The 12938-nt window shown below is 44.1% G+C and carries 8 protein-coding genes; 3 read left to right on the forward strand and 5 right to left on the reverse strand.

All coding sequences use genetic code 11. The features are described from left to right. The first annotated feature begins 17 nt into the window (after nt 1-17). The gene (locus NSB03_RS01995; protein ID WP_257466184.1) at nt 18-2141 is read left to right on the forward strand and encodes an alpha-N-acetylglucosaminidase; all 2124 of its coding nucleotides are present in this window, start codon (nt 18-20) and stop codon (nt 2139-2141) included. A 600-nt stretch (nt 2142-2741) separates the two neighbouring features. On the opposite strand, the gene NSB03_RS02000 is transcribed toward NSB03_RS01995, so the two are convergent. The 5 genes from NSB03_RS02000 to lnb all read right to left on the reverse strand — a co-directional run bounded on the left by NSB03_RS02000 (nt 2742) and on the right by lnb (nt 10705). After that, a complete protein-coding gene (locus NSB03_RS02000) occupies nt 2742-3188 on the reverse strand; it encodes a hypothetical protein (protein ID WP_024986277.1) in 447 nt (148 codons plus the stop codon). Between the two features lie 61 nt (nt 3189-3249). After that, nucleotides 3250-4356: a DUF6340 family protein gene (locus NSB03_RS02005; protein ID WP_024986276.1), complete on the reverse strand. Its 1107-nt coding sequence runs from the start codon at nt 4354-4356 to the stop codon at nt 3250-3252. Nucleotides 4357-4517: 161 nt separating this feature from the next. Continuing rightward, entirely contained in the window at nt 4518-7838 is a 3321-nt protein-coding gene (secA, locus tag NSB03_RS02010) for a preprotein translocase subunit SecA (protein ID WP_024986275.1), read from the reverse strand. Nucleotides 7839-7943: 105 nt separating this feature from the next. Continuing rightward, nucleotides 7944-9518 (reverse strand): alkaline phosphatase family protein, encoded by a 1575-nt coding sequence (locus tag NSB03_RS02015; RefSeq protein WP_024986274.1) that lies wholly within the window; start codon nt 9516-9518, stop codon nt 7944-7946. Further along, the gene (gene lnb, locus NSB03_RS02020) at nt 9518-10705 is read right to left on the reverse strand and encodes a lipoprotein N-acyltransferase Lnb (protein ID WP_135036926.1); all 1188 of its coding nucleotides are present in this window, start codon (nt 10703-10705) and stop codon (nt 9518-9520) included. The genes NSB03_RS02015 and lnb overlap by 1 nt, the downstream gene beginning before the upstream one ends. Before the next feature lie 162 nt (nt 10706-10867). Here lnb and NSB03_RS02025 point away from each other — a divergent pair, with 162 nt between their 5' ends. Both NSB03_RS02025 and bamG read left to right on the forward strand, forming a co-directional pair. Then, nucleotides 10868-11602 carry a type III pantothenate kinase gene (locus NSB03_RS02025; protein WP_024986273.1) on the forward strand — a complete coding sequence of 245 codons (735 nt, stop codon included), beginning with the start codon at nt 10868-10870 and terminating at the stop codon, nt 11600-11602. After that, on the forward strand, nt 11589-12890 hold the full coding sequence (gene bamG / locus NSB03_RS02030; RefSeq protein ID WP_024986272.1) for a BamG family beta-barrel-assembly machinery protein: 1302 nt from the start codon (nt 11589-11591) through the stop codon (nt 12888-12890). Before NSB03_RS02025 ends, bamG begins: the two co-directional genes overlap by 14 nt. The last annotated feature ends 48 nt before the right edge of the window (nt 12891-12938 follow it).

Below are 12938 nucleotides of genomic sequence, written 5' to 3' on the forward strand. Positions count from 1 at the left end.
CTAAAAAAAACACGATTATGAACATACGTATTTTGATAACCTTATTACTTGGAGTGACTCTATTGTGTAGCTGTCAGCCTAAGCAGTTGCCTGTAAATTCTTTGGCGGAACGTGTAACGGAAGGGACTTCGAAAGATCGGATTCTTTTTCAGATGATACCGCAACAGGATAATCCGTCTGAAGACTATTTTGAGATAACGCCCAAAGACGGCAAAGTCCTGATAACCGGAAATTCCGATTTGTCATTGGCAACGGGATTGAACTGGTATTTGAAGTATGTGGCGGGCATCCACCTTTCTTGGAATAATCCAACGCAAAAGTTACCGGAAACATTGCCTCTCCCCACGGAGAAAATCCGTCAGGAGACAGATATGAAGCATCGTTACTATCTGAACTATTGCACCTATTCCTACTCTACAGCCTTTTGGGATTGGGCACGTTGGGAGAAAGAAATCGACTGGATGGCCATGCACGGAATCAATATGCCTTTGAGTGTCACAGGGATAGAAGTAGTATGGTATAATCTCTTGAAACGGGTGGGATATACCACAGAAGAGATTAATAAATTCATTTCCGGTCCCGCCTTTATGGCCTGGTGGCAGATGAATAACTTGGAAGGGTGGGGAGGTCCTAACTCCGACAGTTGGTATCGGCAACAGGAAGCACTTCAAAAGAAGATTGTATCCCGTATGCGGGAACTGGGAATCGAACCTGTATTTCCCGGATACTCAGGAATGGTGCCCCGCAACATAGGCGAGAAACTGGGGTATCAGATTGCCGATCCAGGCACCTGGTGCGGATTTCCTCGTCCGGCTTTCCTCTCCACAGAAGACGAACACTTCGATTCCTTTGCAGCCATGTACTATGAAGAGTTGGAGAAACTCTATGGAAAGGCCAACTATTATAGCATGGATCCCTTTCATGAAGGTGGAAATACGGAAGGGGTGGATTTGGAAAAAACAGGTACCTCTATCATGGCAGCTATGAAAAAGGCGAATCCCGAAGCTGTGTGGGTGATTCAGGCTTGGCAAGCCAATCCACGTCCGGCGATGATTGATGCCTTGAATGCCGGCGATATGATAGTGCTCGATTTATATAGTGAGAAACGTCCTCAATGGGGCGATCCGGATTCGGAGTGGTGTCGGGAGAAAGGTTTCGGCAAGCATGACTGGCTTTATTGTATGTTGCTCAATTTCGGTGGAAATGTGGGCTTGCATGGCCGGATGGACCAACTCGTCAACGGATACTATGACGCCCGTGCACATGCCAATGGAAAAACAATGTGCGGGGTAGGTACAGTGCCCGAAGGAATAGAAAACAACCCGGTGATGTTTGAGCTTCTTTATGAGTTGCCTTGGCGTGAACAGCGGTTTTCTTCCGACGAATGGCTGCAAACATATCTGCAAGCCCGTTATGGTGGTGAAGTACTGCCTGAAGTGGCAGAAGCCTGGCGCACTTTACAACATACAGTCTATAATGCCCCGAAAAACATTCGGGGAGAAGGTACTATTGAGTCTTTGCTATGTGCCCGACCGGGATTTCACCTCGACAGGACATCGACATGGGGATCGGCAAAACTTTTCTATTCTCCCGATTCCACGGCAAAGGCTGCCAATCTATTACTTGCAGTAGCCGACCGGTATAAAGGAAACAACAACTTTGAATATGACCTGGTGGATATCGTACGTCAGAGTAATACAGATAAAGGTAATGCATTGCTCGAGGACATCTCCCTAAGTTATGACCGTACAGACAAAGAGAGTTTCCGGAAGCAGACACAGCAATTTCTTGAGCTCATCTTGTCACAAGACAGCTTATTGTCTACCCGGAAAGAGTTCTCCGTATCTTCTTGGCTGGCCGCCGCACGTTCTTTGGGTACTACCGATGCGGAAAAGAAACTCTACGAATGGAATGCATCCGCGTTAATCACAGTCTGGGGAGACAGCATCGCTGCCAATCAGGGTGGTTTGCATGATTATTCTCATCGTGAGTGGAGCGGGCTTCTGAAAGATTTGTATTATCCGCGTTGGAAGGCTTTCTTTGAGCAGAAACAGCAGGAATTGGACGGCAAGTCTGTTGGTGAGACGGTTAATTTCTATGAAATGGAAAAAGCCTGGGCAGAGAAATCGCATGGATATTAATCTAAAAGTATAAGATAGTAGCGATTCTTTTCTTGTACTTTTAGCGAGGGTTCATCGGGTTCACCCTGTTGCTGGAACCCTGATGGATAAAGCGATAGCGGGTGAAAGAGAGGGGAAAATTCCGGTTGGAACCGTTCTTCACTCTTTCACCTTTGTTTTTTCGATATGCTATGAGCTAATTCAATTATGCTATAAGCTAAAAGAAATATGCTATAACCAAAAAGAAATTAGGTAATGGCAAATAATCTGTCAATCAATATGTTAATAGTTGAGTTGTCAAGTATTAATAGCTTAATTATCAGGTAGTATTACTTGATATGTTGGGTATATATAGCTGACGTGTTGGATCTATATGCCCAACGTGTCAGCTATATATATCCAACATATTGGATCTATATGTCCAATAGACACTGCAAGCGAAACGATAATGAAGGTGAAAGCGATGAAAGGTAATTTCTCTTTGTCTTTTTTCCTTGCTTTCACCCGCTATGGCTTTATTCATCGGGTATTTAGCAATAAGGTGAAACCGGTGAACCTCCGGTTAAGCGCATAGAGGACTTTCTGCCGACAAACCACAATATTATTGCCGTATATGAGATTTTACTTTTCCAGCAACTCTTTCAGGAAATCATCCAACTCCTTATCCAATCCTTTCAGCAGCTCGTCATTCACCAATATCGTATCATCATCTACCAGCAGCAATTCCGTCACCGTTTCCTTATCTTCGTCCACCAATACGAACGAGTAAGGTTTCAGGATAGTCACCTTGTCAAAGTCGTCTGCATCTTTCATTCTGCAGAGGATATTGCGCAGGGAAGGCTCTATGTTTTCCAGGAAATCATCACTGTCATATGTAGTCCATTCTTCTATCATGATGTTTGCCAATTCTTCATCATCATCATTGTAAATAGTAAGCTGTCCCGAAGCTTGGTCCGGTTGAAGATGGATGTCAGTAACAATAGTTTGTTCGCAGTTACATGTGTATTTAGCGACTGCCTTTTGGATAGTCGCCTCGATAATAGATTGTGATTGCTGGCTCAATTTCATGGGTTCCTTCTTTTTGTTAGTTCAAAGGTATAAAAAAAATAAGATTTGATACACGATTTTCTTAAAAATCGTCATTAAATCGACTCATTTGCATCTTTAACTTAGCTAATTGGCTATTTCTCTCCTTTAACTCCGCCAAATACAAGCTGGTGAGATAATAATTCGGCACATCGTTAATGGTGGCATGCATATTTTCCGATACATTTTTTTTCTCAATCTTCTTGGCTAGTTGCTGGGCTTTTTCAGCCCATTCCTGTGCTTGGGACAAACTGTCTTTCATTTCATAGTAAACTGCGATATTAAGTGCAGCCCGCATTTTCTTCTTTTCACTTTTCGTACCTTCGAAAACCTGGCGCCAAAGTTCGTATGCGTCATCCCACGAATTTTCGCGTACGTAAACGGCTGCGTCCCGCATCGGTACCGAACCGCCGGTATATAGATACCGTGTTCCTTTTTTCCACATCGGAACAATATACTTCACCGGAATCGTTCCTGCAAATTCGGCGGCTTCCTGCAACATTTTCTTATCGGGAATCATATGCGTGGCAGCTTCTACTGCCGAAGCTCCGAATTCTTCCCAAAAGATGCTGTCGTTAGGGTGAAGCGTATTCATCGGTCTGCTTCGTTCGGGCAGGTAAATTCTGACCGTAGGATAAGCCTTGACATCCACAGCCCCTTGAAAACAATTGAACTCGTCGAGGTAACGGATAGTCTTTGTCGCTTTGAGTTGCAGGTTTTCTAGGGCAATGATTAAATCCACCTCTAAATCTGAAGCCAACTTACGGACTTCTTCCTGACTTAGTATACTTTCACGCGGCAACTTATCATTTGCCCGCAAAGCGGAATCGCAAATCACCACTTCGTCAAAGTAGTTCTGATGCGCAATCTCTTCGGCCAGTGCCTCTGTTGCGACTTTAGTATCTCCATTCACATAAGCCGTTGCGTGGCTTACTATCGGCGAGTTCTCTTTGATTTTATCAGATTGCGTTATCAGTTTGTTATCCGGCGCATTGCTGGTGTTATTCACGATTGCCACTTTTCGAAGTTGTGGTGGGAAGCTAAGGTCGGCAGCTTGCAGATAATCAATGGAAATCTGCTCCAGGCTTTGGCAGCTACTCAATGCCAACAGGAATAAAGAAACGAAAGCCGGTGAATAAGATTTTGCCATAGTTTTGTTCTATTTAGTAATTTGAACAAAAGTACGATTTTGAAAGAATAAAAGAAAGTCTCAAACAGTTTTTAACCGTTTGAGACTTTCTTTTATAAATAGAGAATTAAGAAATGGAAAACTCTTGTTTCTCAATTTTTAATTTTCAATTCTCAATATCTTCAAGCATTCTTACCGTGGCAGTTTTTGTACTTCTTACCGCTTCCGCATGGACAAGGATCATTACGTCCTACGGTCTTTTCCGCACGGATCGGTTCGCGCTTCTGCTGTTCGCGAGTATCCTGGTTGGCAGCAGCCTGCTGATTAGGATCATTCAAGTCTTGCTTGTTTTCACGATACTTGCTCATGTCCTGGCGTTGTTCGGGAGCAGCCTGGCGTACTTCTACATGGCGTGCAGCTTGTTCGTCCGGTGCTTCCTGTACAGGAATTTGTCCGCGCATCAGGATAGATATGGTCTGGTTATTAATCTTGTTAACCATAGCATCGAACAAAGTAACAGACTCAAGTTTGTAAATCAACAGCGGGTCTTTTTGCTCGTAGCTGGCATTCTGTACGGAATGTTTCAGTTCGTCCAATTCGCGCAAATTCTCTTTCCATGCCTCGTCAATAACGTGAAGCAGGATTGACTTCTCGAATGCTTTCACCACTTCTTTGGATTCCGATTCGTAAGCCGCTTTCAGATTACAGGAGATGTTGTACATACGTTTGCCGTCCGTGATAGGAATCAAGATGTTCTCGTACATATGTCCCTGGTGCTCATATACCTGTTTGATAACCGGATTAGCAATTTGAGCCAGACGCTCAGTCTTGCGCTTGAAGTTCTCCATCGCGATGTTGAAAGTCTTTTCGACCAACTTATCCTTCTTCTCGTTGCGGAACTCTTCTTCGGTGAACGGAGTCTCCATCGCCAATGTCTGAAGCAGTTCCATTTGGCAACCTTCATAATCATTGTTTTCGATAGCATTGGCACAACGGTCCCAAATCATGTTCACAATGTCCATACCGATACGTTCACCCATCAAAGCGTGGCGACGTTTGGTGTAAACCACTGTACGCTGCTTGTTCATCACGTCGTCATATTCCAACAGACGTTTACGAATACCGAAGTTATTTTCTTCCACCTTCTTCTGGGCACGTTCGATAGAATTGGAAATCATCTTGTGCTCGATCATTTCGCCTTCCTGGAAACCAAGTTTGTCCATTACGTTCGCGATACGGTCGGAAGAGAACAGACGCATCAAGTTATCTTCCAGTGACACGAAGAACACGGAAGAACCCGGGTCTCCCTGACGTCCTGCACGACCACGCAACTGGCGGTCTACACGACGGGATTCATGACGTTCCGTACCGATAATTGCCAAACCGCCCGCAGCTTTCACTTCCGGGCTTAGCTTGATGTCGGTACCACGACCAGCCATGTTGGTAGCAATGGTTACTGTTCCACTCAAACCGGCGGTAGCAACGATGTCCGCTTCTTTCTGGTGAAGTTTGGCGTTCAATACCTTATGCTCGATATGGCGCATGGTAAGCATTTTGCTTAGCATTTCGGAGATTTCCACCGAAGTGGTACCTACCAGTACCGGACGTCCTGCCTGAACCAATTTTTCGATTTCCTCGATAACAGCTTTATATTTTTCACGTTTAGTTTTGTAAACGCGGTCATTCATATCCTTACGGGCAATCGGGCGGTTGGTCGGGATTACGACTACGTCCAATTTATAGATGTCCCAAAGTTCGCCTGCTTCCGTTTCAGCAGTACCGGTCATACCGGAAAGCTTGTGATACATACGGAAGTAGTTCTGCAAAGTAATCGTGGCGAAAGTTTGTGTAGCAGCTTCCACTTTCACACGTTCCTTAGCTTCAATAGCCTGGTGCAATCCATCAGAGTAGCGGCGACCTTCCATGATACGGCCGGTCTGTTCGTCTACGATCTTCACTTGTCCGTCGATAACTACATATTCGTCGTCTTTCTCGAACATCGTGTAAGCTTTCAGCAACTGGTTGATAGTATGTACACGTTCTGATTTAACGGCATAGTTAGTCAACAATTCATCTTTCTTCTGAAGTTTTTCTTCATTGGTCAGGTTCGGCACATTTTCCAGTTCCGAGAGTTGTCCGGCAATGTCGGGAAGAACGAATAAAGTAGGATCTTCGGAATTACCGGTAATCAGGTCTACCCCTTTATCTGTCAGGTCTACACTGTTTAGTTTTTCGTCGATTACGAAATACAACGGGTCGGTAACTTCGTGCATACGCTTGTTGTTCTGCTCCATGTAGATTTCTTCCGTTTTGAGCATGCCGGCTTTGATACCCTGTTCACTGAGGAACTTAATCAGAGCCTTGTTTTTCGGCAAACACTTGTGGCTACGATACAAGGCAAGAAATCCTTCTTCCACCTCTTTCTTGTCATTCGACGCGATAAGTTTCTTGGCTTCAGACAGATATTTGGTTGCCAATACTTTTTGTGCTTCTACCAGACGCTCAACCAGCGGGCGGAGTTGCTCGAACAATTGGTCGTCACCTTTTGGTACAGGACCTGAGATAATCAACGGAGTACGTGCATCATCAATCAATACGGAGTCAACCTCATCCACGATAGCATAGTTGTGCGGGCGTTGCACCAAGTCTTTCGGGCTGATAGCCATATTGTCACGTAGGTAGTCGAAGCCAAATTCGTTGTTTGTACCGAACGTGATATCAGCCATATATGCCTGGCGGCGTGCATCGGAGTTCGGTTGATGACGGTCGATACAGTCCACACTCAAGCCGTGGAACATATAAAGAGGTCCCATCCATTCGGAGTCACGTTTGGCGAGGTAATCATTCACGGTAACCACGTGCACACCGTTTCCGGTCAGAGCGTTGAGGAATACCGGGAGAGTAGCCACCAATGTTTTACCTTCACCGGTTGCCATTTCCGCAATCTTACCTTTATGCAGAACGACACCACCAAAGAGCTGTACATCGTAGTGAACCATGTTCCATACCGTGTCGTTACCGCCGGCTATCCAGTGATTCTGATAAATTGCCTTATCGCCTTCGATGCGTACAAAATCCTTCGTAGCGGCAATCTGACGGTCGAATTCCGTTGCAGTCACTACGATTTCCTCATTTTCAGCGAAACGTTTGGCAGTAGCCTTGACGATGGAGAAAGCGACAGGTAGAACTTCGTCCAGCGCCTTCTCATATTTTTCCAAGATTTCTTTTTCTATCTTGTCAATTTGTGCAAAGATTTCTTCGCGGTTTTCCAGTTCGATACTTTCGATACTCGCTTTTAATTCTTCTACTTTCGCACGTTCGGCAGTAGCCGATTCATGGATATATTTTTTGATTTCTTCCGTTTTGGCACGGAGGGCATCGTTGTCCAGTTTCTCAATCTCCGGGTAAGCAGCTTTGATTTTCTCTACCCAGGGCTTGATTTCTTTCATGTCTCGCGTGGATTTGTTTCCGAAAATCGAGCTTAAAAATTCATTGAATCCCATTTGTATAAGTATGTTTATTATTTATCTATTTAAAAATTCTTGCGCAAAGTTACATTAAAATGCTGATTTATTAATGTTTTGCACCCTGTTTTTATGAGTAAACTTTTACCGTAAGTCGGTGATGGGTGCAGCGGAACAAGCATTGGGAGCCCGGATGCGCATGAAATGTGCCAGTGTAGGCGCGATATGTTCGATTGTTACAGGAGTCTGTATGATAGCCGGTTTCACCGAGTGACCGATGAAAATCAGCGGTGAAGGTATAAATGAATGGCGTACTACTTTGCTTTCACTGGTGTTTTCGTCCACCATAGTCCATCCGGGAAGGACGTCAATCACCAAGTCGCCCGAACGTTTACGATGATATCCGTTACGTATCTTGTAAATCTCCGGTGTCCATGAACCCAGTAAAAGTCTGTTGGCGGAATACGCTTCGTTCACCCCGCTGAATTGCATGAGGAATTCGGCGGACTTCTCTTGTACTTCTGTCAGGTTCAGTTGCTTTTGTTCCAGCAACTTATGGTTGAGGTAAATCTGCTGGTTATGATACGTTTCCACATACTTGCCTTCACCATATGTAGCCATCAGGTACATATTCAACAAAGCTGCGCAACGGTTCAGGTAAAACTCTCCGCCGGGAATCTTATACAGTCCCGAATCAGCCGATTCGCTGTCTGTATATCCGGTAGAAGTGATGAAGACAAGCACATTCTGTAAGCCGACTTTCTTGTCGAGTAATTCGAGTAAGTCAGCGATGCTGCGGTCGAGACGTACATACGTATCTTGTATCTCCATGGCACATTCCTGTACGGATTTATGTGCATAATTGCCAGCATAGTAGGTTAGTGCCAACAAGTCAGTAATGTCATCCATGCCGATTGAACTTTTGTTCAGTGCTTCTTCGGCAAGAGCGTTTACTTCATCGTTCACAAAAGGGCTTGTGATGAAACGTCGGTACTTATTGTTACGGTCATCGTCAAATTTATATTTGAAAACCATGTCCCGCCAATCTGGCAGGAAAGTGTACATCCCACGTGGAAAAACAGGTTCCCAAGTTATGTTTGCAATACGGAAATCGACAGCTTGGCGGTCATTGTACTGGCTTGCCCACCAGGGAAATTCTCCATAATAAGTGGTTCCGCTCCATTTTCCCGTATTGGGATTCATCCAAAAAGCACCGTTTCCGGCATGTCCGGCAGCAAAAATCGCTGCGTCACATTTGGGGGCGATGGCATATACAAGTCCTTTGCCTTGAGTCGCAATTTTGAGCTCGTCGGCAATGGTGGAAGTCAGTAATTTGGCAGGTGAGCACGTTTGGTCTGTATAATAGCCCATGAATGCCGTATCGTCCGTGCTATTGACAGGGCGCAGGGTAGACACGTCCATCCATCGTTTGGAAATGATTCCGTTTACGGAAGGAGTTGTGCCGCTGTATATGGCGGCTATGGCCGAAGAACGGTCTACACCGCTGAAAGTATATTGGGTGTTATAGAATACTCTTCCCTCTTTCCATAAGCGTTTAAAGCCTTTTTCACCGTAGAGTGATGAAAATGTTTCCAGATAATCCGTACGTAGTTGGTCAATCGTCAGTCCTACTACGAGTTTAGGGGCAGTAGGAAGCGACTGAGCTTGTAGCCCTGTGAAGGTAAGTACGGTGATAAGGGAAGTTAGTAGTCCTTTCATTATATCTTTTTAGATGTCACTATTAAGTTGCTCGCTGAACGTATTAGCAAACAGAGTGCCAAAGGTACAACAGCAAAGTCAAATCTCTGTGGAATTAGTGAAAAAAGCGCTATAAAAAGTGTTAAAACGACTAGATTCAGGGTTAAATACCAACATTTCTTCTTTTTTCGGTCACAATAAATGATGTATGGAAGTAAAAGAAGTTGCCCCGGATGGAACACCAGTAACAAGAAATTGGAACTGACAGCCGGATGTTCGGAGAAGAGGGCAAGAAAAGCAAGGACGCATCCCACGATACCTGCCGCACCAAAGAGAAACAGGTCGATTCCCCATAAACCGGTTCTCCGTCGGATACCGTAGATAGTGGCGCCGGCTGTTAGTATGAATAATAGTAACGCGCATTGTAGCGGGGTGAGTATCCAAGTGCTTTCATCCGGTTCGGGAGTTGCATCTACCACCAACTCAGCGGCTTCGGCAAGCGGACGTTGGATGGAATCGTTCTTAATCTGTGCGCCGGCGAAAGCGTCCATCAGATAAAAAGGTGCAAACATCATCTGTCGTTGTGTGATAGGTTGGTCTGCTTCACTTCCGATACATAAATCGATACCGAAGCGTGCCCACGGATGTCCTTTGCAATATTGATGTACAATATCACGGAAAGAATGAGAACCGTCTTGTGGATCTGCCGGATAAATCACTTTCTCTGTGATGCTTTCCTCTATCTTGTCACGGGGGCGGGTTGCACAATTATCGTAAAAGAAATTATAACGGTACACCCGATTCTTGGGGTGGTAGTTCTCTTGCAGTAAGCGGATTAATTCGACTTTCTCTTTATTAGTCAAATTTAAAGTCTGCTGCCATACACTGCGTCCGAAAAAGGCGTATTCTCCTGCAAAGTAGGAATAATCAGTCGCCCCCAACTGGTAGTCCGTCTCTCCAAGTGAAAAACGGAGAATGAAATTGGGGGTGTTGAAACTGAATAATCCGTAATTGAACACAATATCGATGCCTTGTGAAGGATTTTCGTAGCGGATAGCTGTGTGTCCGAATAGGGAATATATCTCTTCTCCGGGGGCACAGGTCAGCAGGCTGAGGCGGATGGAGTCATTGCAGTTGGCAGTTGTTTGTCCAAAGGGCAGGAGCAACAAGCAAAAAGAAAGAACTATATATAAAAAAGGTCGTTTCATCAGTAGATTCGTTTTATTTTGGCAGCGAATATACGAAGATTTGTTGGATTCGGGAAACAGAACGTCTGTTTTATCTGAAATGAAAAAATAAGATAATTTCTTCTCTATGCTTCAATTTCCCTTTTTTTACTTTACCTTTGCGCCCGCTTAAAGATGAATGCATTGAACTTAATTATCGACATAGGGAATACAATGGCGAAAGTCGCTCTCTTCAATAATAATGGGGAGATGGTGGAAGTGTTGACTGAATCCAATCAATCATTGGATTGTTTGCGAACTCTTTGCTCCAAATACCCGATGGAGCAGGGGATTGTGGCCACTGTTATTGATTTGAATGAACGGATACTTGCTGGTTTGTCAGCTTTGCCGTTTCCTTTGCTGTGGCTTAATCATAAAACACCTTTGCCGGTGGCCAACTTGTACGAAACTCCCGAAACATTGGGATACGACCGTATGGCTGCTGTGATAGGTGCTAATGAGCAGTTTCCCCACAACGATATATTAGTCATCGATGCAGGAACTTGCATTACTTACGAATTTATTGACTCGAAGGGGCAGTATCATGGTGGTAATATTTCTCCCGGCATGCAGATGCGCTTCAAGGCGCTTCATCAGTTTACCGGACGTTTGCCTATGGTAGATACTGATGGGCGTAAACTCCCGATGGGACGAGACACTGAAACCGCTATACGTGCCGGAGTGTTGAAAGGTATGGAATACGAAATTTCAGGTTATATTGAGTCTATGAAACATAAATATCCTGAACTTTTGGTTTTTTTAACGGGCGGAGATGATTTTTCTTTTGATAGCAGCGCAAAAAGTGTCATCTTTGCAGATAGATTTTTAGTGTTGAAAGGATTAAATAGAATTTTAAACTATAATAATGGTAGGATTTAAACACACACTATGTGCGCTTTTGCTCACAATGGTTACCGGAGTGGCAATCGCTCAAAATAATACAAACTCTCCTTATACACGATATGGTTATGGTGACTTGTCCGATCAAAGTTTCGGAAATAGCAAGGCGATGGGCGGAATTGCTTTTGGACTCCGGGATGGAGCGCAGATCAATCCGTTAAATCCTGCTTCGTACACAGCCATTGACTCGTTGACTTTCATTTTTGAAGGGGGTGTCAGTCTACAAAATATGAATATTAGTAATGGCGTTGATAAACTAAACGTTAAGAACTCTAGTTTTGACTATTTAGCAATGCAATTCCGTTTGCATCCTAGAGTAGCTATGAGCATCGGATTATTGCCGTTTTCTAATGTAGGATATAGTGTGTCAAGGGATCATGCAGCCACACCGGAAACACAACCTGATGCGAATGATGCCACACCGGATTATACAAGTGTTTTTTCCGGAGATGGCGGATTGCATCAATTGTATGTAGGCGCGGGCGTGAAGGTGTTAAAGAATCTCTCTCTTGGAGTTAATGTATCTTATTTTTGGGGAGACATAACTCGTTCTTTAACGATGCTTTATCCGAACACGGCTTCGGCTAATTCGTTCATAAGACAGACTACTGTGTCGATTTCAGACTATAAACTGGACTTTGGGGCGCAATATACACAAAATTTGAGTAAAAAACATTCAGTAACTATTGGAGCGGTATATTCCCTTAAGCATAAACTGAATAACGATTATACAGTTACTAAACAGGCTAGTGCGACCAGCAGTGATAAGTTGGATGCTACGTTGGAACTTCCGAATATTTTCGGAGTAGGATTTACATACAACTACGACAAACGTCTCACAGTTGGTATGGATTATAGTTTGCAGCAATGGTCTAAGGCTAATTTTGGTGTAACTACCACAGATGATGTTATGCGTAAGGATTTTAAAGAAACTTATGCCTATTGCGATCGTCATAAAATATCAGTGGGAGCGGAATACATTCCTAATTTGATAGGACGTTCTTACCTATCCCACATCAAATACCGTTTGGGAGCTTATTATACGACTCCGTATTATAAGATCGGCGACAAAAAGGCTTCCCGCGAATATGGCGTAACTGCCGGTTTCGGTTTGCCTGTACCCCGTTCACGTTCTATCCTTAGTATTAGCGGACAGTTTGTCCGTGTCAGTGGGCAAGAAGCAACTTTTGTGAATGAGAATGTCTTCCGTGTGAGTATCGGATTGACGTTCAACGAACGTTGGTTCTTCAAACGCAGGGTAGAATAATTAAGTTGAAACAACGTGAGAGAGAATAGACGACTTTATAATAACAAC

Origin of the sequence: Bacteroides acidifaciens (assembly GCF_024623065.1) — a bacterium.
GTDB lineage: Bacteria > Bacteroidota > Bacteroidia > Bacteroidales > Bacteroidaceae > Bacteroides > Bacteroides acidifaciens.

Excerpts from the sequence above, each read along its gene's own strand:
- NSB03_RS01995 (WP_257466184.1), top strand. The coding sequence starts at position 18 with ATGAACATACGTATTTTGATAACCTTATTACTTGGAGTGACTCTATTG.
- NSB03_RS02000 (WP_024986277.1), bottom strand. The coding sequence starts at position 3,188 with ATGAAATTGAGCCAGCAATCACAATCTATTATCGAGGCGACTATCCAA.
- NSB03_RS02005 (WP_024986276.1), bottom strand. The coding sequence starts at position 4,356 with ATGGCAAAATCTTATTCACCGGCTTTCGTTTCTTTATTCCTGTTGGCA.
- secA (WP_024986275.1), bottom strand. The coding sequence starts at position 7,838 with ATGGGATTCAATGAATTTTTAAGCTCGATTTTCGGAAACAAATCCACG.
- NSB03_RS02015 (WP_024986274.1), bottom strand. The coding sequence starts at position 9,518 with ATGAAAGGACTACTAACTTCCCTTATCACCGTACTTACCTTCACAGGG.
- lnb (WP_135036926.1), bottom strand. The coding sequence starts at position 10,705 with ATGAAACGACCTTTTTTATATATAGTTCTTTCTTTTTGCTTGTTGCTC.
- bamG (WP_024986272.1), top strand. The coding sequence starts at position 11,589 with ATGGTAGGATTTAAACACACACTATGTGCGCTTTTGCTCACAATGGTT.